A 26,458-nucleotide genomic window follows, 5' to 3' on the forward strand; every position below is an offset into this window, starting at 1 on the left:
CGTCGAACTTACTGGGATCGGATACCGCATTGTTCTCGGCCGCCGATCAGACACAGACAGCAAGAAGCGCCGCGGTCAGAACGAGCGCGTCGGTTCCCCGAATCTTCTGTCGGATCAACTCGACAGGGACTTGGCCGTAGCCCGTTTCGAGGATGAGGCCGTCGTACGTCAGGGCAGCTCGTGTCCGTGTCCGATACATCGCGGTCACCGCTCCTACCGTGGTGAGTGCCATCATTGTCGGGTTCGTCGCCACCAGCGGCGAGATCAACACCATGGTGATCACTGCCGCCGCGGTGGGGAGCACCGTCAACGGCAACCTCAGCAGACGATCATCGGCCCCTAGCGTCACCGCCAGCGCAGTGTCGGCGCACAACGCCCGCAGCCCGACACTGAAGATCATGCACACACCGAACACGAGTACCAGGTACATCCACGCTGCAGCGATCGGCGACAGGACAGTCGACAGTGTCCACCCCGCACAGACCGCACCGGTAGCGATGACCAGTGAGTGCGGACGGCGCGCGTGACGCATCGCATCGATACGGATCAACGCGCGGGTACGGGAGGTGGGCACGCGGCGGGAGGCGCGACGGGCCACACGACGCCATGCCCGTTGCTCCAGGGCTCCGGTCACCATCGACAGGTCCAGCATCGTCAGCGATACCGACGTCGCAACCGTGGTCTCGGAACCGATCGACATGCGGGCCAACGTGATCCGGCCGCACCACCAGACGGACATCGCCGACAGCGCTACTGCCACTATCGAGACGACGAGGACGGGAATCCACGAGGTGATCAGCACAACTGTGCCACCCGCGGCCGCGACGATCGCTGCTACGCCTGCGCCCGACACACAGACGGCGGTAACAACACGGAGGGTCCAGGCGGGAAGAACCCCACACTGGACGAGCACTGCGAGCGCAACACTACCGGTGCCGAGACCTGCTCCGAGCATGGTGAAAGGCAGCCAGTGCTCGAGTCCAGCGACGAATGCGGCCAACCGACCCACTGCCAGGCCGACGACAGAGCCGAGGCCGAGAGCTGCACCGATCCGCGGCCACAGCATTGCACGGCGATCGACGGGGGTGGGCAACAACCACGATGCGGTCTCGCTGCGAACGCTCACCGGCCCCAGCGCTGACGCTCCTGTGACCACGACTGCGGTGAGCACCCCGGCCAGTGCCCATCCCCACGTCGGATTCCATCGCTCGTTCGTGTCCATCAGAAATGAGGTGGTCAGCACTGTGGACGGTCGTGTCGTGAGCCACCAGAGCACCCCGAGGCATACGTACACCCCGAGCGCGGTCAGCGCGAAGGTTCCCTCCTTGTGCATCGGCGGAGTATGGGCACGTTCGAAACTGCGTCGGAGAGTGCGCAGCGTCGACACAGCGGGAATCGGTCGGGAGGTCTCGCTCAGCGCCATGAGTCACCGTCGACGGTCTCGTCGGCAACTGCAGTGACCAGGGCGTGGTCGTGGGAGACCAACAGCACCGCAGTACCTTCATGCTTCTCTGCACGGATTGCGTCGGCGAGCCATGCACGGCCACCGGCGTCGAGGTGCTGTTCAGGTTCGTCGAGCACCAGTACCCTGTGAGGCCGCACCAGCGCCGATCCCAATGCCAGGCGATGACGCTGGCCACTCGACATCGTCACGGGAAGTTGATCGGCGATCTCCATGAGACCCACTTCGTCGAGGACGCGAGTCGCCGAATCGTACGGGTCGGTGACGCCGTGGGCGACACCGACAAGTTGCAGATGCTCGTGGGCGGTCAGGTGCGCGAATGTGGCGGGTTCACCGACCACTGCGGCCACAGCGGCACGGAAGGACGCCGAGGCCTCGTCGACCGGGATTCCTTGGACGGTGATGTTGCCGTGATCGAGCTGATCGGCGCCGATCACGCAGCGCAGCAGGGTGGATTTGCCGGCGCCGTTTGCACCGACGATCGCGCAACACCGACCGGCAGCAACATCGAAGTTCACGTCGGAAAAGACGCACAGGTCACCGAAACGGCGACCGGCCTTGCGCACCGAGATGGCAGGGTGAGCGCGCAGCGAAGGGGTGGACATGGGGATCTCCTGGTATTCCTCGTGCAGGGACGCAGAATCGAGGACGCGGAGACCGATCGTTCAGGCGAGCACAGTCGATACGGCCCCCGCCCGGAGGCCGGGAGATCGAGGACGCGGACGGCCGGAAGTATCCGGATGAGAGTGCCGGCGAAGCTCACCGCGGCGGCGGTGTTCTTCCTCGGTGGGGCCGCGCGTAGTTCGGCCGAACCCGAACAGCACATCGTCTGCGTGGGCGGTCCTCAGCACAGCCGCCACCGCGACGAGGGTGACCACGATCCCTGCCAGTAGACCCGGTGTGGTGCCCGCCGAACTGGGATCGACGGAGAAGAAAACGGCAACGGCCCACGAGAGCACGAACAAGATCAGTGCAACACTGCTCCGGGGACCGAAGAACATACCCGCCAGCCTATACACGTTGCGCGGGCCCGGTGTGGTGAGGTAACCGAGCGCAGGCGGATACACCGCGTCGACGCCGGTGATCGCCGTCACCTCGATGGCTTCCGTACCGCGTGAGCCTCCACCATCGTGTGCCATGGTTTAGCACAACCGGAGCAACAGTATGTAGTCCCGGGAGGGACCCTCACCGCCACCGGTCCGGCGTGCATACTGAGGCAATGACACTCTCGTCTGCACCTGAAGCGCCGTTCGGACGCGTACTGACTGCGATGGCCACCGCCTTCACCGCGGACGGCGACATCGACGAGGAGGCGACTGCTCGGATCGCACGGCATCTGGTCGACCACGGACACGACGGGATCGTCGTCTCGGGGACCACCGGTGAGGCGGCCACGACCACCACCGCCGAGGACGGTCGGATATTGCGCGTGGTCAAGGAGGCGGTGGGCGACCGCGTCAAGGTCGTTGCCGGGGTGGGCACCAACGACACCCGGCACACGCTGGAATTGGCGCGCCAGGCCGTCGAGCACGGCGCCGACGGGCTGTTGCTGGTCACGCCGTACTACAACAAGCCGAGTCAAGGTGGCGTACTGCATCACTTTCACACTGTCGTGGAGACGGTCGATGCGCCCGTCATGATCTATGACATCCCGGGTCGGGCGGGCACCAAACTGGCGCCCTCGACATTCGAGACGATGGCACAGTGGCCGTCCGTGGTCGCAGTGAAGGATGCAGCCGGAGACCCCACACAGGCAATTATGTTGCGCGAGTTGGGCTACGCGGTCTACTCGGGGGACGACAGTCTCACGCTGGGATTTCTCGCGTACGGGGCGTGCGGGGTTGTTTCTGTTCTCGGCCATGTGGCGGGCGATGAGATCCGCGCGATGATCACAGCGTTCTTCTCGGGCGATGTCGAGGGGGCGCGGCAGATCAATGCCCGTCTGCAGCCGGCGTTGCAGGCGGTGATGGGCGTTCCCAATTACGGCGCGACGACGGTCAAGGGCGCGCTCCAGTTGCTCGGCGTTCTGCAGAACAGGGCCGTGAGGTCCCCACTTCTGGCTCTCGACGACGACGAGTACGACGCACTTCGAACGGGGCTGTCGGCTTCAGGGTTGCTGCGGTGATCTGACTATGACCGGGGGCGCACGATGCCGCAGCATCGATATCGTTGTCCCAGGTGGCGGTGGGGTGTACAGCGTTGTCGGCGGTGAGCCTATCGATCAACGCCAGGCCGCGTCGGGGTGCGCCGATGTGGGCAGCTCCACTGGCAATGCGCCACCGGCCGTGATCGCGGACGAGCACGATCAGCCGCTCGCATTCACGTCGCGCTTGGCGGCGTCGAGACTCGCTCACCGTCGACCCACAACACCGCCCTTGGGCGTGCGTGGCTGCCGCCACCTACGATTCTTCGGTGACCGATTACGACGACCTCGACATGTTCGGCGGCCTCGACGCCTCAGCACTACCCCTCCGGCAGCAGCAGATTCTGGCAACGATCCGGGATTGGGTGGCGGCCCACGGATGCGCCCCCAGCACCCGCCAGATCGGGGACGCGGTGGGTTTACGGTCGACGTCGTCGGTGTCCAAGCACCTCAAGAGTCTCGAGGACAAGGGTTTTCTCCTTCGCGGTGCCTCCGTGACCCGGCAATTGGATGTGCGCCCTTTCCTCGCAGGCACCGACCGCGGACGGTCGAACGACAACAATGTGGCGGTACCGGTGGTGGGCGACATCGCGGCCGGTGCACCGATCCTCGCCGAGCAGTACCACGATGAGACGCTGACGCTTCCTCGCGAGCTGGTGGGCTCCGGCACCGTGTTCGCGCTGCGGGTGCGCGGTGAGTCGATGACCGACGCCGCCATCTGCGATGGCGACGTCGTCGTAGTGCGTCGCCAGGACGAAGTGCACTCCGGCGAAATCGTCGCCGCGATGATCGAGGGCGAAGCCACAGTGAAGGTGTTCCGGCGCCGCAACGGTCACGTCATCCTCGAACCACGCAATCCCGCCTACGCCCAGATCGACGGCGACGACGCGGTCGTCCTGGGCAAGGTCGTGTCGGTGATGCGCCGCATCTGACGACAGGCAGAAAGTCCACCAGGCAGTTCGTCTTCGGCGGCTATCGCCGGAGACACTCCACCAACTCCGGAATCAAACGCTCCTCCATGACGGCCCGCCCGGACGTCTTCAGTGCCTGCGCGAGCTCGGGATCCCACGGGGACTCGGCACGCGTATCGGCGGACTTCAACGCCTCGGAGTCACCACGGCCGAGCGCCTCCCGATAGGTGGCCGCATCCATCAGCCACGGCGTTGCGTCGAGCTCGGCACAGGCGCGACCGGTGGTGCGCAGTCCGGTCCAGTCGAAATCGCCGCGCCAGTGCACGGTTCCGCGAGCTGTGCTCATCAACTTGCGGACTGCTTCGGACGGCTGCCCCTCAGTGCACACCAACGGTCTGCACTGTGCTCCCAGTTCACGTTCGGCGGCCTGGATGACGGTGGGATTCTCACACACGTACACCTCGTCCGCAGTCAACCTTGCATTCCAGGTGCGCAGCTGCGCCAGTGTCCATACTTGATGAATCCCGGCATCCGCCGCGGCCTCGGAGATCGTCACCGCAGCGGGGTGACCTTCGAGCCGTACTCCGAGGGTCAGTACGCGGCTGGCCAGCCCACTGTCGATCACACCGAACTGCTCCCACAATGCGGCGCGCTCTGCACCGGTCGAGGGCGGATCGATGCCACGTGCTGCCGCGAGAAGACGCAGCACCCACCGGCGTAGAGACGTGTCGGTCAGAGCCTTGGTGTCGCCGAGCGCGTGCTCGGCGAGCTCGACCGGTGAGGCGCCCTGGGCGGGCAATTCGGCGAGGACGCGGGCGACGTCGCGCATTCTCCCCGATGTCAGGTCGGTCGTCGTAACCCGTGCGGCGGTGATGAGCTCGAGCCACTGCCGACGCTCGGGTGCAGCCAGAATCGTGTGGATCTGCTCCCATGCCCGGCCGACGGCATCCTTCTCGGCGGACCTTTCGGCGGGGCGGTCGACGAGCGGTGACTCCGCGTCCAGCACTTCGAGCAGTGAGCGACCGCCGTTGAGAGGACTTTGCAACCACGTGTCGAGGGATTGCACGTAGATGGGCACCGTCGTCGAGGTGCTGTCTACCTTGACCCTGCGCATCGCGAGCGCCAGTCGGTACAGATCAGGGGTCTCCTCGGTGACCGGAACGGTGATCTTCCCGGTCACCTGAAGTCCATTGCTCAGAACATGCCGGCGAGCTCTGTCGAGCACCGCACGCAGTTCGTTGCTACCGGACCAGCCCACAGATCCTCCTCGAATCCCGCGCCGATCAGGCGAATTCCAACGACCCCTCCACCGGCTGCATCACCCGCCGCGTCCCCGGCGATCCCAATGCCGTCGCCAGATCCGACCCGTCGTGCTCGGCGAGCAACTCACCACCGGACCACACCAGCAGCGTCGCCGCGACCGTGTGCTCGGCCACCGAATGCGACAGATCGTAGTGCGCGCATCCCGGCACCCCCGCGTAGGTGATCCACAGATCGAAACCGGTCATGAACAAATCCAGATCGAACTGCACACACAGGCCCAGCAATTCGCTGCGACCGGTGTCATCGACACCGGCGAACGCCTCGTCCAACGCCAACAACCTGGGGGCGTGCGGATCGGCCGAATCGAGCATCACGTGCGCCGCCGCGAACAACGGCAGATGCAGCGACACCGACTGCTCACCACCGGACAACGCCGAATGCCGCGCCGGCGTCAACCGGTCCTCGCTCCCATCGGCACCGATGAGGCTGAACGAGAACACCCGCCACCGCCGATAATCCAGCGTCGACGCGAGGATCTCCGGGTACGACCGTTCCGGATGCGCCGCGCGTTCGGCGCGGATCCGCGACGCGAAATGCGCCCGGATCCCCGCCAGGTCCTCCGGCGACAACACCGACGCATCCCGGTCCAGCAACTTGCACACCGCCCGCGCCCGTTCATCGAGATGGTCGGCAAGCACCCAATGCACCCCGATCGTGGTGCCCGACGACATGTGCCGCTGCCGCATCTCACTGCCCATCCGACCGATCAGATCTCGGGCGTCGACGGTACGTTCGTGAATCTGCTGCGACAACCCGGTCAACAGCGCGTCCTCGAGGATGCGACGCTCCGAATCGGTGAGCAATGCCTCCTGCTCCTGCCTGGCCTGCGCAATGCGCGCCGCGAACCGACCGACCGAGCTGTAGCCCTGTTCGTCCTGCACCTGCACCACCGTCACCCCGTCGGGCGCATCCCAGGTCAGCCGATAGTCGCGGCCCCGCGCGAGCTCGGCATCGAAATCCTGCAACGCCGACGTCAACGCCGATCCGGTCGACTTGCGCGCCGATTCCCCGGTCGACACCGACACCGTCGCCGCCTCCAACGACCGGAACAACGCCGTCACCTCGACGGGCAGCGTCTCGACGACAGCACCGTCGAATCCCGAAGCATGCCGGATCCGGTAGACCAGCTGATCGGCATCGAGCCACGCCGCCTCACTCACCGGCCACACCCGCTCGCTGTGCACCTCGAGCAACGCCAACAGGTCGCGATGCGCGAACGGCGCCAACCTGCGGGCATCGATTTGACCCTCCACCAGCGCCGACCGCAACGTCTGCTCCGCAGCCGTATGTGCCGCCTCGGCCTTGCCGATCTGCTCGAGTGCCGACTGGAAGGCGTTCCGGGCCGCACGTTCGGCTGCCTTCGCCGACTCGATGCGCCCACGGGCATCCGCGAGTTCCGCATCGATGCGCTCGGCGCTCGCCCCGATCGACTCCCGCAGAGTCTCCAGCCGCTGCTGCTGATGTGTCAGCGATTCCGCGGCCTCGACAGAACGTTCGGCGGCGTCGTCCGCCGCGACCCGGGCCTCGTCGTGCCGCGACCGAGCCTCCCGCACACGTTCGGCGGCATTCGCCTGCTCCCGCAACGCACGCAGCAGCGCCTGACCTTGCGTCCGGAAATGCCGGATCGCGGCATCGAGACTGTCCAGTTCGACGGCGGTCATCGGGGTGCGATGCCGCGCCGACGCCGCACGCAACTGCTGTTCCTTGACCGACGCATCAGCGATCGCCTGATCGAGATCACGGTCCGCCGCCGCCGCCGATTCCTGCGCGGTACGCAACGCACCCGCACACTCGGTGACCTTCCGCAGCGCCGCGAACACCGCACCCGGGCGGGGGAGCGCCTTCACCGCACGGTCGAGGGCGGCGAGCCGCCCCCCGAACGCCTGCTCGTCCTCACGCAGGGACTGCGCCTCGGCGCGGGCCTCGGCGATGCTCGTGTCGAGCTCGGCGATGCGTCGCTGCCGTCGCCGCGCCCGCGCTGTCGCCCCGATGAACTCCGCATGGTCTTTCACGTGCCGGCCGAGCTGCACACCCTGCCGATAGCCGCCGCGCGCATCCACCGCGACCCCGAGACCAGGATCCGGCTCGGTCGTCAACGCGATCGATGCCAGCACCTCCGCGACCCACGCCTCGGGTACCGATGTATCCGATTCGGGCACCAGAACATCCGCCAGGGTTCGACCGGCCGGTCGCTGCTCGGGTGGCAACGCCACCAGCACCTGATCCGACTCGAGATCCGGCACCTCGCCGGTTCCCCCGACAAGCCACCCGTCGAGCAGATTCGCCGCCTGCAACGCTGCCTCGACACCGGCCGCATCGTCCGCGGACACCTCATTCCGGAACCGCACGAGCTGCCACAGCGGGGCGCCGTCCCAGCCGTCCCGCGACCCGCACCGAGCGGGGAACGGTGGGGGAGCGTCGTCCCGCTCCGCTGCCACCGCCCCGCGCTCCTGCTCGAGCTCACCGACCCGGCCCGCGATGGCGTCGATCTCCGCCGCCATCGCGCGCTGCCGGAACCGGATCTCCTCGACGACGGGGCCGATGTGCTCGGCCAGCACCGCGGCCGGGCCGATCGCATCGTCCTCACCGACCACACCGAACGCCGCATCGAGCGCCTCGAACACCGGAGTCGACAACCCCACGGCCCCGAAATCGGCTGTGTGCTCGGTCCACCAACGACGCAACTCGCTCGCCGCGTCGCTGCGGGCCAGTTCCACGACGGTCTCTGCGGCCTCGACCGCAGCCAACGCGGTGTCGCGCTGACCGCGGCTTCGCGTCGCCGTCGCATCGGCCCGCGTGCGCGCCGCGGCCGCACCCTCGACCCTCGACAACGCGCTGCGCACCGCCCGCACATCACCATCGCGTTCCTCGGCGTTCGCCTCGATCGACGCGACCAGCCGATCCGTCCTGTCGATGTGCTCCACACCCGACCACGTGATCGACGCATCCCCGGCCGCGGCCTGCATCGCCTCCTCGGTGCGGCGCCGTGCCGCGGTCGCGGCCGTCAACGTTTCCTCGGCACGAGTGAGCTCATCGAGCCGGTCGGCCATCGAAGTCTGCGCCCGCGCAGCATTCTCCGTCTGCGCGGACGTGGTGCGCTCGAGATTGGCCACCACCGACGCGAGATCGTCGAGTTGCTGCTTGCCCTCGTACGCGCTCGACCGCTGCAACGCATCGAGCGTCGTCCGGGCCTGCTCGAGCTCCCGCTCGGCCCCCGTGAGCAGTTCCCCCGACTCGGTGCGCGCGGCCGTGGCCTCCTGCTGGGTGGTGGCGGCCTGCCGCAACGCGAACACCGCCGCGTCCACGGCCTCGAGCCGCCCCGACACCTGCTCCACCGCGACCCGCGCCTGCTGCCGCACATACTTCGAATAGACGGTGACGAAACGCTGCGCCGCATCATCAGCGGCGGCGAGCGACTCCAGCGTGCGGGCCACCTCCTCCATGTCGGAGAACGACCGGGCAGCCTCGACGACGAGTTCGTCGTCGAGCGGCCGCAACCCATCGGTCAGCGCCTGCGACAGGCCCTTCGGATCCAGATTCTTCGCCAGCTGCGGACGCCGCAACGTCAAGATCAGATTGATCAGCTGGTCGTAGCGCTGCGACCCGAGTCCGAACATCCGGGCATCGATCGCCGCCCGATACTCGATCGGCCGCTCGGTGATCGCATCGGCACCGACCTGCTCGATCAGCTGCTTCTTCGTCAGCGGCCGATCCTCGTCATCCAGCAGCGAGAAATCGACACCGACCCGCCCGTCCACGACGAAATGCCAGCGCGTGACCTTGTCGTTGCCCTTCGTCGCGCGCATCCCGATCCCGACCGTGACCGCCTCCGGATCGTCACGCTGCCCGCGGCTGAACTCCATCCACACATACGAATGCGCGCTCTCCTGCCCCTGATACAGCAGATTCGAGCGCATGGTGCGTTCCTCACCGGCGAACGGGTTGAGCCGCCGCGGCTCGATGCGCCCGTCCAACACGAACGGAAACAGCACCTCGAGGGCTTTCGTCTTGCCGGAGCCGTTCGGGCCGCGCAACACCAGGCGACCGTCCGCGAACGAGAACTCCTGATCGCGGTAATCCCACAGATTGATGATCCCGGCACGCGTGGGGCGGAAACGGGCGCTGCTCATGAGATCTCCAGGTCGATCGAATCGGAAACAGTGGAAGCCGAGTTGCTGGACAGATCATCGGGCGGCGACGCATCGGGAAACAGATCGATCTCCGGATCACGCTTGCGCACACTGACCGTCACGCCGCGGAACCGCGCCAGCGCCGGCAACGCCAAGATCCCGCCGGGCGCCCGCACCACCAGCCGCATCTGCTCGAGCCGCTCCGTCGCCGCCCGCGCGAGCCCCGCCGGATCCGCCTGCCACTGCGCAGCGAAAGTCCGCCCGTACGTGTGGACGAGCCGCCCGATCGTGCCCGTGATCCACGAATCCTCGAGCAGCGGATGCGCCGCAACCACACGCTCGGACTCACCCCCGCAGCGATCGACGAACTCGCCCGGCATCGCGGACACCAACGGTGTGAACAACCCCGACCGCGGAATCGCGCCGTCGATCGCCGCCACCAGAGCATCGTGAGCATCCGCAGGCAGCGGCATCCGCTCCGGCGACGCAGCATCCGGATCCAACACCCGATCGCAGATCTCCCCGGCAAGAAGCAACGCGACCTGCGCGACCGTCCCCGTGTTCGGAAACCGCACATCCGACAACCGGCCTGATGTATCGACCAACGCCACCCCTTCGGCCCTCCGCTCACACACCAGACCCGTCAACAACTCCACCTCATCGGTGGTGCGCGGCAACGCCAACTGCAACGCTTCGTCGTCGGACAACTCCTCGGCATAGACCACCGGCTTCTGCACCAGCGCACGACGCACCCGCCGCCGCACCTCACCGGTGTCGCCGTGCGGCACGGACGATCCGAGCAGCGCCCGCACCGACGTCAGATGCTGCAACGCCCGCGGCGGCCGGAACAGCGCGGCGACCACGGCACGATCGATGTCGTAGAGCGCTTCCCCGCGGCCCGGATCGCTCGCCCAGCCACCCGCATCACCATCGGCGAGCGTCAACGCACCCCGCACCGTCAACCACGCCACCGCATCGACGAACGCATCCCGGTCTGCGGCGCGCCCGGTATCGAGATCGACCCCGTCCACCCGGCCCGCATCCGACGCCACGTGATCGGCCAACTCCGACAACGTGATCTGACCACCACCACGCCCCAACGCCGCGATCGCCAACGCCAGATACGCATACCGTCGACGATCGAACGCCCGATCCGTCGCCGTACTCGTCCCCGCACCCGGATCGAGCCGATCGGCGACCGTGAACAACCGCGCCGTGGTCTCGGTGACCTCGAGCCGATACCCGAACGTCGCAAGCAGATCCTCACGCAACTCCGTCGCCCACCGGCGCAGCGACGACAACGCCGACCGGTCCGGGAACGTCGTCGTCACCAGACGGTGCGTCAGGATCAGCCGCGCCGCACGCTGATACGAATCGAGATCGACCGACGCAATCGATCGCGCCTTCACTGCACCTCCACCGACAGATGATCCAGATACAGACTGCCCCGCGCGGTGCGCACCACCATCGACTCCTTACTCGGCCGCAACGTGAGCTTCACCCCGTTCTGAGTCCCCGACGTCTGCTCATCCGGCCGCACCCGGCCACTGACCGGCACCCGCGCCGACAACGCCGCATCCAGCAAACCCAACAACACCTCGGTTTCCGGCTCCGAGAGCTCGCGCTCCCGCACCCCACCGACCGCCAGCGACTTCGCGGCGTGCGCGCGACGCCGCTGCGTCTCGAGTTGCTTCTCCCGCAACCTGCGCACGCCGGCGTCATTGCGCTGGATCCGGCCGGGCGCACCCGCGGCGGGCCGACGTCCCGTCTCGGCAAGGGTGCGCGCGATCTCCACCGGCGGCGCCTCCCACCACGACCGGGTGACCGGAACGACGTCCGCGTCGGCATGCGGTACCGAGAAATGCCGAGGCCGTCCCAGGTCGAACACGGTCCCGAACAGAGCGTGCGCGGCCACCTCGGTGGGCGCGTTCGCGAACCATCCCGCCAGGTGCCGCAACTGCGATTCGCGGCTGACACCGCCACGTCGTTGCTCGGTCAGGCGCCGCAGCAGCGACAACACCGCCGAGATCGCATTGCTCGTCGCGCCGCGCAGCCGCTCCGCTTCGCTCGGCGAGGACCCCACACCGACGAACCAATGCTCGACCCCACGCCACCGCATCCGCCAGTCGGCCTCGCGTTCCTCGAGCGCGAGCAACACCCGCTCGTCGTGCTGTGCCGCGAGCGTCGGCAGGGTCTCGGCGCCGGTGGCGTGCACCCGGTCGAGGGCGGCGGTGAGCTTCGGGGCGTAGCGGGCAAGATCGGAACTGAACTCGCGCATGTGGGTGAGCAGCGCGTCCTTCTGGTCGAGGAAAAGCTCAGGGGTGATCTCGGTGGTGCGCACCAGATCGCCGAGCACCAGATAGAACCGGGCGGCGCGCTCGGCCATGTCCGACAGCGTCGCATCGAGCCGGCTCAGCTTGCGATAGACGAGTTCACCGTCGCCTGCGGCGTTCGCGTCGGCGAGTTCGGTGAGGTCGGCGAGCAGATCCGCCAGCGCCAACCGTGACAACGACACGTCCTCCCCGCGCGCCGAGAGCACATCCTCGACCGCACGGAACGCCCGGTAACCGGCCTGCCCGAACTGGTAGACGTAATGACGATTGCGGTATTCGGCGAGCGTGGCAGCCCGGGTACCGTCGTAGCTACGTTCGAGCACACCCCAGTTGTGGAGCTGCTCGAGCAGCGCCGGAATGTCCGAGGCGCCGGGAACGTCGCCGGTGCCGTCCGCGACGATGCGGCTCAGAACGGTCTCGACCTCCCCGGCGTGCAGAAGCACCGTGTAGTTGCCGCGCGCGTGGTCGAATGCCCGCAGAACCCACAGATAATGGGTGCGCTTCTCTGCGGTCGCGAACGAGAACAACCGCAGCCGGTCGTCCCGCACCAGCGCGTCCTCGACCGCTCCGACGCGGGATCGACCTGTTTCGTTCACCGTGACAGGGTAGGCGGACGGCGCCCTCGGTCTCGCATCACCCACGGTCCGTGTCGGCGACCGGTATGCGCGTTCGCCCTGTGACCGGGGCGCGCGAGCGGTAACCTCCGTGACCATGAGACGGCCCCTGCGTAGTGTGCTCGCGGCCATGGTGCTCGCCGGATCCGTCGCGGTGCCCGGGTGGGCGCACGCCACGCCGAGTGAGGGACTGTCGGGCGTGACGTGGGTGGACATCGAGATCCCCCCGAACCTGCTGCCGTTCGTGCCCGACGGGGTGCACGCCGTAGCGCGAGAGATCACCATCGATCCGGGCGGAACCACAGGGTGGCACTATCACGACGGACCCGTCCTCGGCATCGTCCGGTCCGGCACACTCACACATCCCGGAGCGGATTGCGAGCCGGTGATCTACAACGCAGGAGAGGTGATCGACGAACCTGCAGGAGCCGACCACATGCATGTCGGCCGCAATATCGGCACAGTGCCGGTGGTCCTCGACGTCGTGTACCTCACGCCGATCGGAGCGCCGCTGTTCGAGGACGTGCCAGCGCCCGCGTGCGCCACCGGCTGAATCCCACCGGGACTGCCGCAGAGGTCGAAGTACACGGTGCCCGAGGTGTGCCTGCCTGCCCCGACACGCACGGATCCGGACCTAGAGTGGGCTCCAACACCGAGCGCGACCCGACGGCCGGGCCGGGTTCCACCGCCGAACACTGGAGGACGCATTGCCGAGCGTACCGAGTCGTCTCCTGCCCACGGTCATCAAAGCGATGCGCCGAAACCGTAACTACCTCGATCCGGTGACCGCACGCGCACACCTGACGGAAGTCTCGCTCCGCCCGCGGCCCTACGGCCCGCCGGCACGATTGCGGCGCGACGTGACCGTGACGCTCGACCGCAGCGGACAGTGGCCCATCTACACGATCGCCCCCATCTCAGGAACGCCGCACGGAAGTACCGTCTACGTCCACGGCGGGGGATGGGTCAACGAAATCGTCTCGCAGCATTGGCATCTCGCGGCGCAGATCGCCGCGGTCGCGCAGACCACCGTCACCGTGCCGATCTACCCCCTGGTGCCGTTCGGTACCGCCGGGCAGGTCGTCCCCATGATCGCCGACCTCGTCCGGACCAATCACGACCGGTACGGCACCGCGTGCATCGCCGGTGATTCCGCGGGCGGGCAGATCGCGCTCTCGGCGGCGATCGCCCTCCGCGATGAGCACGCCCTGACACTGCCGCGAACGGTTCTCATCTCGGCGGCACTCGATCTGTCCCTGTCCAACCCCGAGATCGACATCGTCCAACCCACCGATCCATGGCTCGCCCGCGAGGGCACCCGCGTATTCATCGACCACTGGCGCCGCGATCTCGCCCTCGATCACCCATGGGTGAGCCCACTCGCCGCCGACCTGCACGGACTCGGCCCCCTCACCGTGTTCATCGGCACCCGCGACATCATCTATCCAGACACCCGGCTGCTCGTGGACAAGGCGACGGCAGAAGGGATCGAGGTCGACTATCACCCGGGCGACGGGCTGCTGCATGTCTACCCGCTGACCCCCACACCCGAAGGCCGAGCCGCCCGCAGCGTCATCGTCGACCGACTTCGCGCACCCCGACCCGCGTAGCTGCGACCCGTTCGGCGTCGGAAAGGACGGTTGGTGTACCGAACTATCCGTCACGAACCATCGGAATGGACACCAACTCGCAGCCGACGACTTCGGCTGCGGCAAGCGTGCGAGACTTCTCCGCCCCCCTTTCACGTTATACACGATCGATGCCGCTCATGAGGCCCCGAAAACTGGTCCATACTCGCCTCTCACATGCCGACACCACAGGTCAGGAGCAGCGAATGGACTACGTGCTGGGCTTCGACGAGATCGACCGCACAGATATCGCACGGGTGGGAGGTAAAGGCGCGAACCTCGGTGAACTGTCGCGCATCCCGGGCACACACGTGCCGGACGGCTTCTGCGTGACGACGGACGCCTTCCAGCGGATCGTCACCGCCGCACCCCGGCTCGACGCGTTGATCGACCGGATCGCGGGACTGGACCACCACGACCGCGAGCGGATCAGCGCAACGAGCGCGGACATCCGTCGCGCGATCGAACAGTGCCCGATCCCCGACGACGTGGCCGTGACGATCACCGACGCACACGCTGCGCTCGGTGCACACGGCGCGTATGCCGTCCGCTCGAGCGCAACCGCCGAGGACCTGCCTGACGCCTCCTTCGCCGGTCAGCAGGACACCTACCTCAACATCACCGGATCGGTGGAGATCCTTCGACACGTCAGCCGGTGCTGGGCCTCGCTGTTCACCGAACGGTCCGTCACCTACCGGCTACGGAACGGGTACGACCACCGCGCGGTCCACATGGCGGTCATCGTCCAGCGCATGGCATTCGCGCAGGCCTCTGGGATCCTGTTCACCGCCGATCCGCTCACCTGCGATCGCACCGTCGTCTGCATCGACGCCGGATACGGATTCGGTGAGGCCCTGGTCTCCGGTCTCGTCGAGGCAGACGTCTACAAGGTGCGTGACGGCAACGTCACCGACAGATCTGTGGCGACAAAAGAACTCGCCGTCGAGGCAGATCCGGCCGGAGGCACGAGAACCCGCATCCTCGAATCGGAAGAGCAGATCCGGCCGGTACTGGCCGATGAGCAGGCATTACGACTCGCGCAGCTCGGCCGCGACATCGAAACCCACTTCGGGCGACCCCAGGACATCGAATGGTGCCTCGTCGACGATGAATTCCGGATCGTCCAGAGCCGGCCCATCACCACACTGTTCCCGATTCCCGGGGCTCCCGACGACGCGAACCGGGTGTATGTGTCGGTCGGACACCAGCAGATGATGACCGACGCCATCAAACCGCTGGGGCTCTCCGTCTGGCAGATGACGAGTACGGCACCCATGCGCGATTCAGGGGGCCGGCTGTTCGTCGACGTCACCGACCGACTCGCATCGCCCACGGCGAGTGCAGGCCTGATCGCGGCCCTCGGCAGCTCCGAACCGCTCGTCGGCGACGCACTGAAGGCCATCGTCGAACGCGGTTTCGTTCGTACCCGCCCGGATGTACCGACCGACCGGAGCTCGGCTGCCGGCGCCCCGCATGCCCCGATCGAGACCGACGACGCGCTCGTCACCGAACTGATCGCAGACAGCGAAGCCTCCACCTCGGTGCTGGCCCGTGACATCCGAACCCGAACCGGGCTTGCACTCCTCGACTTCATCGACGCAGACATCCTGGAGCTGCGACGAATCCTCTTCGCACCGAAGAGCTCTCGAGCGATCATGGCTTCCTTGGACGGCGCAATGTGGTTGCGTGAGCATCTCGACGAGTGGTTGGGAGAGGAGAATGCCCTCGACGCCCTGACACAATCCGTCCCCCACAACATCACCTCCGAAATGGGTCTCGAGCTGCTCGACGTTGCCGACGCGATCCGGCCCCACCCCGAGGTCGTCGCATTCCTCCATAGTGTCGAGGGCGCAGGTCTCGGCGACGCGCAGTTCCTCGACGCATTGGCCACAGTTCCCGGCGGAGGGGAAGCCCGCGACGCCCTCGACTCGTACCTCGACAAGTACGGGATGCGCTGCGTCGGCGAGATCGACATCACCAGGCCACGGTGGCGCGAGCACCCCACCGCACTCGTCCCGACCATCCTCGGCAACATCGCGAACTTCGAACCGGGTGCCGCCCGGCGACGCTTCGACGACGGACTGCGCACGGCGCGACAGAAGGAACACGAGGTACTCGAACGGCTCCGTGCCCTTCCCGACGGGCACCGCAAAGCGGACGAAACCAAGGCCGTGATCGACCGCGTCCGCACCTACGCCGGATACCGTGAATATCCGAAGTACGCAATGGTCTGCCGCTACTTTGTCTACAAACAAGCGCTCCTGGGCGAGGCCGAACGCCTCGTCGAGGCCGGGGTGCTTCGGCGAGCAGACGACATCTTCTACCTGCGCTTCGACGAACTCCGTGAGGTTGTGCGTACACAACACGCCTCCGCCGAACTCCTCTGTGAACGAGAAGAGGAGTTCCGTGCCTTCCGAATGCTCACACCGCCACGCGTGCTCACCTCGGACGGTGAGATCGTCACCGGTGAGTACCGCCGCGAGGATCTACCCGCCGGTGCGCTTCCCGGCCTGGCGGTGTCCACCGGGGTCGTCGAAGGACGCGCCCGCGTGGTCTCCGACATCGGGCAGGCCGACCTCGAACCGGGCGACATCCTGGTGACCGCCTACACCGATCCGAGTTGGACGCCGCTGTTCGTCGCTATCACGGGTCTGGTCACCGAGGTAGGTGGACTGATGACCCACGGTGCGGTGATCGCGAGGGAGTACGGACTGCCCGCTGTTGTCGCGGTTCCGGATGCCACCGTCTCGATCCGCGACGGGCAGCGGATTCGTGTCAACGGAACGGACGGGTACGTCGAGATCCTCTCCGAGCGGATATGACAAGCGAGCAGATCCCGGTATCCGACAAGGAAAGTCACGGTCGTGCATGCGCAGGTCTCCGGTGTGGGTCGCGAACTGCCGTCGCACGAGGTGCGGACGCTCAGCGGCTGCGATCATGTTCGATCTGCGCCGCGATGATCTCCGGCACGCTGACCTCAACGAGAGACAGGAGGGCGAGCAGCGGCGTGACGATCCGGTGTCCCAGCCCGGTGAGCGAATACTCGACGTGCGGGGGGATGGTCGTGAGCACCTCGCGGTGTACGAGGCCGTCACGTTCGAGGGTCTGCAGGGTCTGCGAGAGCATCCGTTCGCTGATGCCGTCGACATGACGGCGCAGTTCGGAGAAGCGGTGGGTGTCGTCGGCGAGTGCTGCGAGCACCAAGGCGCCCCAGCGCCCGGTGATGTTCTGAAGCACCGGCCTGGACGCGCAGTCTCGCGCGAAAACATTGGCTTCGGGAAGGTCGGCGGTGCTCATGGCTATCCACTTTACCTCGCGAACCATCAGGAAGAGCTACCGAAATTATTGCGCTATCGAAAGGTAAGTGTATAAATGGGGGACAGTTGAAGCATCAATGGTTCGAGCGCCTCGGCGTGCGAACTCAACCGGAGGAGACACATGACCATCGCCGTCACCGGAGCAGCCGGACACCTCGGCCGTCTGACCATCGCAGCCCTGCAGGAACGCGGCATCCCCGCTGGTGACATCGTCGCGATCGTCCGTGACACCGCCAAGGCCGCCGATCTCGCTGCCGCCGGTGTCCAGGTTCGCGCCGCCGACTACGCCGACCCCGCTGCACTACGCGAGGCACTCATCGGCGTCGACAAGCTGTTCCTCATCTCCGGTAGCGAGGTCGGCCAGCGACTGCCGCAGCACACCAATATCATCGAGGCCGCACAAGCCGCTGGAGTCGGATCCATCGCCTACACCTCGATCCTCGCAGCGGACACCTCTCCTCTGGCGCTCGCCGCCGAGCACGAGGCCACCGAGAAACTGCTCGCCGAGTCCGGGCTAGCCCACACGCTCCTGCGTAACGGGTGGTACTGGGAGAACTACGAATCGGCCGTCGATACCGCCAAGGCCACCGGCGCACTGTTCGGTGCGGCAGGCACCGGCCGCCTCGCCGGCGCCGCCCGCAAGGATTTCGCCGAGGCGGCCGCAGCTGTCCTGACCACCGACGGCCACAACGGCGTCACCTACGAACTCGGCGGCGACGAACACCTCACCTACAGCGACATCGCCGACGTGCTCTCCCGCGTCCTCGGCACCGAGGTCACCTACAAGGACCTGCCGCAGGCCGAGTACGCCACAGTGCTCGAGGGTGCCGGAGTGCCGGCACCGTTTGCACAGGTCCTCGCCGACTCCGATGCCGGAATCGCCGCAGGCGCCCTCGACACCGATGGTCATGACCTGCGCCGACTCATCGGCCGCCCCACCACCAAGCTGGCCGACGTACTCGGCGCCTGACGCAGTCCTCCGGAACACGGGCGTAGTCCCCTGGAACACGGGCAGGGTCGAGACCTGAATACTGACCGGGTGCAGACACTCCGAAAACGCATCGCCGCCTACGTGATCCGCGACCACACAGGACCCGAACTGCTCGTGTTCGACCACATCGGTATCCCCGATGCGGGCACACAGATCCCCGCCGGAGGCATCCGCACAGGGGAAGACCCCCACGCGGCCGCGCTCCGCGAAGTCACCGAAGAGACCGGCCTCGCGCTCTGTGCGGTGATCGGGACGGCCGGTATCGATCGCCGCCCGCACCCGGTCACCGGGCAACCCCGGCACACCCACGTCCTACATCTCCGGGCCCCCGATGATGCCCCGGACACCTGGATCCACACGGTCGGTGGCGACGACACCGACGCAGGACTGCGGTTCGCCTGCCGTTTCGTGCCGCTTCCACTGTCCGAACCGCTTGCTGACGAGCAGGATCTGCTCCTCGGAGAACTCGACCCCGACTGGACGACCCTGACCCGCCGATAGGCACAAGCGCACCCGCCGACACACGCATACCGACCGGAGCCGGCCAGAAATCGCCGCCGCAATGGCAGGATCGGATCCGTGAGTTCCGTCAACCTGTCCCGAGTTGAAACTTCCGCGCGCGCCCGCGCTCTCGACGTGCACTCCTACCACGTCGAACTCGACCTCCGCGGTGCCGTCGACCCGGACCGCACCGGATTCCCCACGGTGACCACCGTCGAGTTCACCGCCTCCGCACCGGAATCGTGGCTCGATTTCCTCGGCGACTCCGTCGAATCAGTGACGGTCAACGGCGACCTGATCCCCGTCGTCTACGACGGCGCACGAATCACCATCAGCGGACTCCGCGAGATCAACGTCGTCACCATCGTCGCCACCGGCCGCTACAGCAGATCGGGGGAGGGGCTACACCGCTTCCTCGACCCCGTCGACGGCGAAACCTACCTCTACACCCAATACGAACCGGCCGACGCGCGCCGCGTGTTCGCCTGCTTCGAACAACCCGACCTCAAGGGCACCTACACGTTCGTGGTCACCGCACCCGCCCACTGGCAGGTCATCTCGAACCAGGCCGTCGATCACCGCCAGCGGGGCGGCGACAACCAGACCGTGACGTTCGCCCCGACCCTGCCCATCTCCACCTACATCACGGCCATCGTTGCCGGGCCGTACCACCGCGTCGACTCGACCTGGAGCAGAGGAGAGCTCACCGTGCCGCTGCGGGTGCTGTGCCGCGCCTCGCTCGCAGAACACCTCGACGCCGACGAGATCCTCCAGGTCACCACCGAGGGCCTCGACTTCTACGCCGAGCACTTCGACTATCCGTATCCATTCGGCAAATACGACCAGGTGTTCGTTCCCGAATACAACCTCGGAGCCATGGAGAACCCCGGCTGCGTCACGTTCACCGAGGCCTACGTCTTCCGCGGCGCCGCCACCGAAGCCCAGTACCAGGCCCGCGCCAACACGATCCTGCACGAGATGACACACATGTGGTTCGGCGACCTCGTCACCATGAAATGGTGGGACGATCTGTGGCTCAAGGAAAGCTTCGCGGACTACATGGGCTCCCTCGTCAGCGCCGAAGCAACGAAGTACACCGATGCCTGGGTCGCCTTTGCCAACCGCCGCAAGGCATGGGCATACCTGCAGGACCAACTCCCCACCACCCATCCGATCGTCGCCGACATCGTCGACCTCGAAGCCGCCAAACTCAACTTCGACGGCATCACCTACGCCAAAGGCGCCAGCGTCCTCAAACAACTCGTCGCCTATGTCGGCCGCGACGCCTTCTTCGAGGGTGCCCGCCGTTACTTCCACGCACACGCGTACGGCAACACCACGCTCGACGACCTCCTCACCGAACTGTCGAGCACCTCCGGTCGCGACCTCACCGAATGGACCCGCGCCTGGCTGCAAACCTCCGGAGTCTCGACCCTGACCCTCGAACACACCGGCAACGGTCATCACGACATCGTGCAGACCGACCCGCGACCCCACCGGCTCGCCGTCGGCTGCTACGACCACAACCCCGTGGGCGACCTCGTACGCACCCACCGCGTCGAGATCGACGCCGTTGACGCCCGCACCCGCATCGAACTCCCCGACGCACCCCTGATCCTGCTCAACGACGACGACCTCACCTACGCCAAGATCCGCCTCGACGAACGCTCACTGACCACCGTCGAATTCTCACTCGATCGGGTCCGCGACCCTCTTGCACGTGGCCTGATCTGGTCGGCGCTGTGGAACGCCACCCGCGACGGCGAACTTGCAGCCACCCGCTACATCGCCATGGCGAGCCGCTTCTCGACGAACGAGGCGAACCTCTCGCTGCTCACCGCGGCCCTCGCCAACGCGCCCGCCGCCATCGAGCACTACCTTCCCGCCCCGGCCCGACCACAGGCGCGCGTCGCGTGGCTCGACGCAGTGTGGCACGGACTCGGTAGTGCCGAACCCGGCAGCGGCGCCCAACTCGCCTTCGCCCGCGCGGTCGGCGCTGCCGCCGCCATGGACGCCCATCGCGCCACCGAACTCCGGGCAATGCTGGACGGCGCCACACCCGTACCGCCCGGGCTCGCACTCGACGCCGACCTGCGGTGGTCCTGGTTCACGGCGCTGACCGCCACCGGATACGCCGACAAGCCCGACCTCGACGACGAACTGCGTCGCGACGACACCGCGACCGGCCGGACCGCGCACCTACGGGCCATGACCGCCCGCCCCCGCGCAGAGGTCAAAGCCCACGCGTGGGCGGCGATCTGCGCCGACCACGCACTCACCAACGACCACCTCGACGCCACCATCGCAGGCTTCCGCACCGGTGCGCGACGCGACCTCACCGGGCCTTACGACAGCGACTACTTCGCGATCCTGCGCGACACCTGGTCCGAGCGCAGCATCGAGATCGCCCGCCGCATCGTCCTGGGCCTGTTCCCCGCGGCCGACACCCTCGACCAGGTCGACGCATGGCTCGCAGCGAACACCGACGCCCCTGGCGCACTGCGTCGCCTCGTCATCGAACAACGCGACCACCTGGCCCGCGACCTGCGCGTACAACAAACCAACGACGCCCGCCCGATCGCATGAGCACCGAACACGTCCCCGACGTCGTCACCCCGACACCGCTCGCTCACCACGCCCCGCAACCACCCGACACCATCACCGACGCAATGCGCCGGCTCCGGGACAAAGCCGCCTCCGACAACACCCGCGCCGCGCAGCTGACGGACTGGGACACCTACACCCGCTGGTGCGTGACCACCGGCCACACCCCGCTCCCGGCAACACCCGAGCAGATTTCCTGGTTCGTCACCGAGAAATCGGTCGAGGTCCGCGCCGACGGCCGCTACGCCTACGCACCGTCGACGCTGTCCCGGTGGGTCTCGACCATCAACAAGATGCACTCTCTCGCCGGATACCCGAAACCGGGGCAGCACGAATCGGTCCGCGAACTCCTCCGGGGCATCCGCCGCGACCGCGCCACCCCGCCCGCACGCCGCACCCCGCTGCTCACCGACGACATCCGCACGATCCTCACCCACATGCGCATCGACGCGGCGACTGCCGGATGGGCCGAACGCGTCGCCGAACGTCGCGACGCCGCACTACTGCTCATGGGTCTCGCCGGGGCGCTGCGCCGCTCCGAGATGACCGCCCTCACCGTCGCCGATGTCGTCCCACACCGGGCCGACGGCCTCTACGTCACAATCCGGCAGTCCAAGACCGATCGCGCGGCGCGCGGTCGCACAGTCACTCTCCCGCACGGCCAGGACCCGCACACGTGCCCGGTGTGCGCGTATCGGCGCTGGCGCGAAGTCCTCGACACCTGGGACGACGGCGGCAGGCCTGCCGTCGCGGCGCTACTCGAGCACGGGGACGACGGCCCGGTGCAGCACTGCTGCCGAGGCCTGGCCGCAGGACCGACGCCCGTCGGCAACCGCGCGCTGTTCCGTCCGGTGCACCGCACCGGGTCGCTCGGCGCCGCAGCGCTCTCCGGACAATCGGTTCACTCGATGATCCAACGGCGCGCCCGCCGTGCAGGATTCAGCGACGAACTCGTCGCGACCCTCGGCGGGCACAGTCTGCGCGCCGGATTCGTCACCCAGGCCGTCCGCGGCGGAGCCACCACCCAGACGATCATGACCCAGACCGGGCACGCCGACGAGCGCATGGTCGCGCTCTACAGCAGACAGCACGCCGGTCTGGTCGCCAACGCAGTCACCCGCCTCGGACTCTGAGCCCCTCGGACCACGGCCACCCCACCCTCGAATTCGAGATCGACGAGTGCAACGCCTGTGCGGTGGGTACCGTTCACGCAGCGGCTACGCGCATGAGCCGATCGTGCAGCACAAGGTCACGATCGGTCGCTGTCGAGACGAGGAGCCCGATACAGATGCCCGATTCCCCTGAACCCGCGACCTCCACCGAACCCACCACGCTGTCGGACGAAGACGTCCACGACCTCGACGCGTGGTGGCGCGCCGCGAACTACCTGTCCGTCGGGCAGATCTATCTCATGGACAACCCGCTGCTACGCGAACCGCTACGCGCGGAGCACATCAAACCGCGCCTCCTCGGGCACTGGGGCACCACACCGGGGCTCAATTTCGTCTACGCGCATCTGAACCGCGCGATCCTCGCCCGGGACCTCGACATGATGTACATCATGGGACCGGGCCACGGTGGGCCCGGACCGGTCGCGGCAGCGTGGCTCGAAGGAACATACAGCGAGTTCTACCCCGACGTCTCCCAGGACGAAACCGGCATGCGCCGCTTGTTCACCCAGTTCTCGTTCCCCGGCGGCATACCCAGCCATGTCGCCCCGGAGACCCCCGGGTCCATCCACGAGGGCGGAGAACTCGGATACTCGCTCTCCCACGCCTACGGTGCCGCATTCGACAACCCTGACCTCGTGGTCGCAGCAGTGATCGGCGACGGCGAAGCCGAGACCGGCCCGCTCGCCGCGAGCTGGCATTCCAACAAATTCGTCGATCCTCGCCGCGACGGCGCCGTGCTCCCGATCCTGCACCTCAACGGATACAAGATCGCCAATCCCACGCTGCTGGACCGCATCGGCGCCGACGAACTCGAGTCGCTGCTCCGGGGATACGGACACGACCCGATCATCGTCTCGGGACACGACCCGGAATATATGCACCGGCACTTCGCCGACGCGCTCGACCGCAGCCTCGACCGCATCACCGAGATCCAGCAGGAAACCAGGCTGTCCGGTAGCAGTGACCGACCTGCCTGGCCGATGATCGTGCTGCGTTCTCCGAAGGGCTGGACCGGACCGGTCGAAGTGGACGGGCTCCCGATCGAGGGCACTTGGCGGTCCCATCAGGTGCCGTTCGCGCACGCCCGCGACGACGACGAGCACCGTGACATTCTCGAACGGTGGCTGCGCAGCTACCGCCCGGACGAGCTGTTCGACGACAACGGGACACCAATGGAGGCCCTGCGCGCCCTGAACCCCGCAGGGTCTCGACGCATGAGCGCCAATCCGCACGCCAATGGCGGTCCCACCATCCGGGATCTCGCACTACCGGATTTCCGCGACCACGCGGTGACCATCGATCGTCCCGGATACGATTTCGCCGAATCCACACGAATCCTGGGCACCTTCCTCCGGGATGTCATGCGCGACAATCCGACAACCTTCCGCATGGTCGCTCCCGACGAACACAACTCGAACCGGCTGGACGACGTGCTCGACGTCACCGACCGCGCCTGGAACGCCGAGATCCTGCCGACCGACGAACACCTCGCGCCCGACGGCCGGGTCATGGAGATCCTCTCGGAGCACACGTGTCAGGGCTGGCTCGAGGGATATTTGCTGACCGGACGTCACGGTGTGTTCTCCTGCTACGAGGCGTTCGTGCACATCGTGGACTCGATGGTCAACCAGCATGCCAAATGGCTTCGCACCACCAACCGGATCCACTGGCGTCGTCCCATACCGTCCCTCAACTACCTTCTCACCTCGCATGTGTGGCGGCAGGACCACAACGGGTTCTCCCACCAGGACCCCGGATTCATCGACCACGTCGTCAACAAGAAGTCCGAGGTGATCCGCGTCTACCTCCCGCCCGACGCCAACACCTTGCTCTCGGTCACCGACCACTGCCTGCGCACCCGCCAGTACATCAACGTCGTCGTCGCCGGGAAACAACCGCAACCGCAATACCTCTCCATCGGCGAAGCCATCGTTCACTGCACCAAAGGAATCGGGATCTGGGAGTGGGCCGGTACCGACCGCGGTGCAGAACCCGACGTCGTACTCGGCTGCGCAGGCGACGTCCCCACCATGGAAACTCTCGCCGCCGTGGAGATCCTCCACGAATTGTTCCCCGACCTGCGGATCCGGGTGGTCAACGTCGTAGACCTGATGCGTCTGCAGGACGACCGAGAACACCCTCATGGGCTACCCGATGCCGACTTCGATGCCCTGTTCACCACCGACACACCCATCGTGTTCGCGTACCACGGGTACCCCTGGCTCATCCACCGGCTCACCTACCGCCGCCGCAACCACGACAACATCCACGTGCGCGGATACATCGAAGAAGGCACCACGACAACCCCGTTCGACATGTGTGTCCTCAACAGAATCGACCGATTCGATCTGGCACTGGACGTCATCGACCGTGTCGAACGCCTCCGCCCAGGGGCCGCCTACGCCCGCGAACATCTCAAGAACACGCTGATCAGACACCGGCAGTACATCCGGGAGCACGGCGAGGACATGCCCGAGATCGCCGACTGGCGCTGGCACGGCCTCGACCGCTGACCCCACCGAGTCAACGTGCGCGCTGCACCAGCCGTCCGGCGACGAATGCCTCCCGATCCACCTCATCGAGGGACGTCACGACAAGATCCGCACCGGCCTGTGCCAACTCGTGCTCGTCGCCTGCGCGCGCCACACCGAGCGCGACCATCGCGCCTGCCTTCGCGGCCTGCACGCCACTGACCGCGTCTTCGACCACCACACACCGCTCCGGCGGCACTCCGAGTCCGTCCGCCGCGGTGAGAAAGATCTCCGGGTCCGGCTTACCCCGCGCGAAATCGCGGCCCGACAGGTCGGCGTCGAACACGTCGAGCAACGCCCCGCCGCCCGCCCCGAATTCCTTCAATCGGATTGCACGGAGGAACCGGTGTGCGTTCTTCGACGACGACGCGGCCGCCACCGGGATACCGGCAGACCGCACGGCCAGTACGAACCGGACCCCGTCCCCGTACGCATCGAAACGGCCCGCCTCGATCATCTCGAGCAGCATCGCCTGTTTGCGCTCGGAATACTCGGGCTCCCGCCGTCGGGCATCCGGGACCAGGAAGTGCTCGAGGCACGCCAACGCGCCCGCGTGCCGGGGCTTCCCCGACAACACCTCGCGGTACACCCGCGAGGTGAACGCATCCGGAGTCCACGTCGTACGCCCGGCCACATCGCGCCACGGCCCCGTCATGAGCTGGGCCAACGACTCCCGCCATGCCTGCTCGTGCGGTGAATCGACAAGCACCCCATCGACATCGAAGATCACCCCGGCGAACCCGGGGGCACGCGACGACACGTCACCGGTCACAGTGCTCGCCTCCTCGTCTCTCCGGG

General features: G+C 67.0%; 19 protein-coding genes. 10 read left to right on the forward strand and 9 right to left on the reverse strand.

Translation table 11 applies throughout. The features are described 5' to 3' along the window. Window positions 1–46 precede the first annotated feature (46 nt). From ACTDXD_RS24195 to ACTDXD_RS24205, 3 genes are all read right to left on the reverse strand, one after another. Window positions 47–1,333: a DUF6297 family protein gene (locus tag ACTDXD_RS24195; protein ID WP_440124715.1), complete on the reverse strand. Its 1,287-nt coding sequence runs from the start codon at window positions 1,331–1,333 to the stop codon at window positions 47–49. Window positions 1,334–1,413: 80 nt separating this feature from the next. Next, entirely contained in the window at window positions 1,414–2,067 is a 654-nt protein-coding gene (locus ACTDXD_RS24200; RefSeq protein WP_440124716.1) for an ABC transporter ATP-binding protein, read from the reverse strand. Window positions 2,068–2,127: 60 nt separating this feature from the next. Next, the gene (locus tag ACTDXD_RS24205; protein WP_440124717.1) at window positions 2,128–2,601 is read right to left on the reverse strand and encodes a DUF6412 domain-containing protein; all 474 of its coding nucleotides are present in this window, start codon (window positions 2,599–2,601) and stop codon (window positions 2,128–2,130) included. An 80-nt stretch (window positions 2,602–2,681) separates the two neighbouring features. Here ACTDXD_RS24205 and dapA point away from each other — a divergent pair, with 80 nt between their 5' ends. Beyond that, window positions 2,682–3,587 carry a 4-hydroxy-tetrahydrodipicolinate synthase gene (dapA, locus tag ACTDXD_RS24210; RefSeq protein ID WP_440124718.1) on the forward strand — a complete coding sequence of 302 codons (906 nt, stop codon included), beginning with the start codon at window positions 2,682–2,684 and terminating at the stop codon, window positions 3,585–3,587. A gap of 287 nt (window positions 3,588–3,874) precedes the next feature. Further along, window positions 3,875–4,537 carry a transcriptional repressor LexA gene (gene lexA, locus ACTDXD_RS24215; RefSeq protein WP_440124719.1) on the forward strand — a complete coding sequence of 221 codons (663 nt, stop codon included), beginning with the start codon at window positions 3,875–3,877 and terminating at the stop codon, window positions 4,535–4,537. Window positions 4,538–4,577: 40 nt separating this feature from the next. Here the strand turns inward: lexA and ACTDXD_RS24220 are convergent, their stop codons facing one another. Genes ACTDXD_RS24220 through ACTDXD_RS24235 form a run of 4 tightly spaced genes read right to left on the reverse strand, consistent with a single transcriptional unit; the run spans window position 4,578 to window position 12,835 of the window. After that, complete coding sequence (locus tag ACTDXD_RS24220) at window positions 4,578–5,774, reverse strand: DUF2399 domain-containing protein (protein ID WP_440124720.1); 1,197 nt, start codon at window positions 5,772–5,774, stop codon at window positions 4,578–4,580. A gap of 25 nt (window positions 5,775–5,799) precedes the next feature. Then, entirely contained in the window at window positions 5,800–9,969 is a 4,170-nt protein-coding gene (locus tag ACTDXD_RS24225; RefSeq protein WP_440124721.1) for a TIGR02680 family protein, read from the reverse strand. After that, window positions 9,966–11,378 carry a TIGR02678 family protein gene (locus ACTDXD_RS24230; RefSeq protein WP_440124722.1) on the reverse strand — a complete coding sequence of 471 codons (1,413 nt, stop codon included), beginning with the start codon at window positions 11,376–11,378 and terminating at the stop codon, window positions 9,966–9,968. The genes ACTDXD_RS24225 and ACTDXD_RS24230 overlap by 4 nt, the downstream gene beginning before the upstream one ends. After that, entirely contained in the window at window positions 11,375–12,835 is a 1,461-nt protein-coding gene (locus tag ACTDXD_RS24235) for a TIGR02677 family protein (protein ID WP_440127777.1), read from the reverse strand. The genes ACTDXD_RS24230 and ACTDXD_RS24235 overlap by 4 nt, the downstream gene beginning before the upstream one ends. Window positions 12,836–13,013: 178 nt before the next feature. On the opposite strand from ACTDXD_RS24235, the gene ACTDXD_RS24240 reads away from it, so the two are divergent. The 3 genes from ACTDXD_RS24240 (at window position 13,014) to rph (ending at window position 17,366) form a co-directional block, all read left to right on the forward strand. Continuing rightward, window positions 13,014–13,469 carry a cupin domain-containing protein gene (locus ACTDXD_RS24240; RefSeq protein ID WP_440124723.1) on the forward strand — a complete coding sequence of 152 codons (456 nt, stop codon included), beginning with the start codon at window positions 13,014–13,016 and terminating at the stop codon, window positions 13,467–13,469. Between the two features lie 154 nt (window positions 13,470–13,623). Then, complete coding sequence (locus tag ACTDXD_RS24245) at window positions 13,624–14,526, forward strand: alpha/beta hydrolase fold domain-containing protein (protein ID WP_440124724.1); 903 nt, start codon at window positions 13,624–13,626, stop codon at window positions 14,524–14,526. 224 nt (window positions 14,527–14,750) lie between these two features. Then, window positions 14,751–17,366, forward strand: a complete 2,616-nt coding sequence (gene rph / locus ACTDXD_RS24250; protein WP_440124725.1) for a rifamycin-inactivating phosphotransferase — start codon at window positions 14,751–14,753, stop codon at window positions 17,364–17,366. A gap of 100 nt (window positions 17,367–17,466) precedes the next feature. On the opposite strand, the gene ACTDXD_RS24255 is transcribed toward rph, so the two are convergent. Further along, window positions 17,467–17,841 carry a winged helix-turn-helix transcriptional regulator gene (locus ACTDXD_RS24255; RefSeq protein ID WP_440124726.1) on the reverse strand — a complete coding sequence of 125 codons (375 nt, stop codon included), beginning with the start codon at window positions 17,839–17,841 and terminating at the stop codon, window positions 17,467–17,469. 141 nt (window positions 17,842–17,982) lie between these two features. Between ACTDXD_RS24255 and ACTDXD_RS24260 the strand changes: the two genes are divergently transcribed. The 5 genes from ACTDXD_RS24260 (at window position 17,983) to ACTDXD_RS24280 (ending at window position 25,642) form a co-directional block, all read left to right on the forward strand. Then, window positions 17,983–18,831, forward strand: coding sequence for an SDR family oxidoreductase (locus ACTDXD_RS24260; protein ID WP_440124727.1), 849 nt, complete (start codon window positions 17,983–17,985; stop codon window positions 18,829–18,831). A gap of 69 nt (window positions 18,832–18,900) precedes the next feature. Further along, window positions 18,901–19,353 carry an NUDIX hydrolase gene (locus ACTDXD_RS24265; RefSeq protein WP_440124728.1) on the forward strand — a complete coding sequence of 151 codons (453 nt, stop codon included), beginning with the start codon at window positions 18,901–18,903 and terminating at the stop codon, window positions 19,351–19,353. Window positions 19,354–19,431: 78 nt separating this feature from the next. Beyond that, complete coding sequence (pepN, locus tag ACTDXD_RS24270) at window positions 19,432–21,939, forward strand: aminopeptidase N (protein ID WP_440124729.1); 2,508 nt, start codon at window positions 19,432–19,434, stop codon at window positions 21,937–21,939. Further along, window positions 21,936–23,090 (forward strand): tyrosine-type recombinase/integrase, encoded by a 1,155-nt coding sequence (locus ACTDXD_RS24275; RefSeq protein WP_440124730.1) that lies wholly within the window; start codon window positions 21,936–21,938, stop codon window positions 23,088–23,090. The genes pepN and ACTDXD_RS24275 overlap by 4 nt, the downstream gene beginning before the upstream one ends. Before the next feature lie 155 nt (window positions 23,091–23,245). Continuing rightward, complete coding sequence (locus tag ACTDXD_RS24280; protein ID WP_440124731.1) at window positions 23,246–25,642, forward strand: phosphoketolase family protein; 2,397 nt, start codon at window positions 23,246–23,248, stop codon at window positions 25,640–25,642. Window positions 25,643–25,652: 10 nt separating this feature from the next. Here the strand turns inward: ACTDXD_RS24280 and ACTDXD_RS24285 are convergent, their stop codons facing one another. After that, on the reverse strand, window positions 25,653–26,432 hold the full coding sequence (locus ACTDXD_RS24285) for an HAD family hydrolase (RefSeq protein WP_440124732.1): 780 nt from the start codon (window positions 26,430–26,432) through the stop codon (window positions 25,653–25,655). Between the last annotated feature and the right edge of the window lie 26 nt (window positions 26,433–26,458).

It is taken from the genome of Rhodococcus sp. SJ-3 (assembly GCF_051918125.1).
GTDB lineage: Bacteria > Actinomycetota > Actinomycetes > Mycobacteriales > Mycobacteriaceae > Rhodococcus.

Excerpts from the sequence above, each read along its gene's own strand:
- ACTDXD_RS24195 (WP_440124715.1), bottom strand. The coding sequence starts at position 1,333 with ATGCACAAGGAGGGAACCTTCGCGCTGACCGCGCTCGGGGTGTACGTA.
- ACTDXD_RS24200 (WP_440124716.1), bottom strand. The coding sequence starts at position 2,067 with ATGTCCACCCCTTCGCTGCGCGCTCACCCTGCCATCTCGGTGCGCAAG.
- ACTDXD_RS24205 (WP_440124717.1), bottom strand. The coding sequence starts at position 2,601 with ATGGCACACGATGGTGGAGGCTCACGCGGTACGGAAGCCATCGAGGTG.
- dapA (WP_440124718.1), top strand. The coding sequence starts at position 2,682 with ATGACACTCTCGTCTGCACCTGAAGCGCCGTTCGGACGCGTACTGACT.
- ACTDXD_RS24225 (WP_440124721.1), bottom strand. The coding sequence starts at position 9,969 with ATGAGCAGCGCCCGTTTCCGCCCCACGCGTGCCGGGATCATCAATCTG.
- ACTDXD_RS24240 (WP_440124723.1), top strand. The coding sequence starts at position 13,014 with ATGAGACGGCCCCTGCGTAGTGTGCTCGCGGCCATGGTGCTCGCCGGA.
- rph (WP_440124725.1), top strand. The coding sequence starts at position 14,751 with ATGGACTACGTGCTGGGCTTCGACGAGATCGACCGCACAGATATCGCA.
- ACTDXD_RS24255 (WP_440124726.1), bottom strand. The coding sequence starts at position 17,841 with ATGAGCACCGCCGACCTTCCCGAAGCCAATGTTTTCGCGCGAGACTGC.
- ACTDXD_RS24260 (WP_440124727.1), top strand. The coding sequence starts at position 17,983 with ATGACCATCGCCGTCACCGGAGCAGCCGGACACCTCGGCCGTCTGACC.
- ACTDXD_RS24275 (WP_440124730.1), top strand. The coding sequence starts at position 21,936 with ATGAGCACCGAACACGTCCCCGACGTCGTCACCCCGACACCGCTCGCT.
- ACTDXD_RS24280 (WP_440124731.1), top strand. The coding sequence starts at position 23,246 with ATGCCCGATTCCCCTGAACCCGCGACCTCCACCGAACCCACCACGCTG.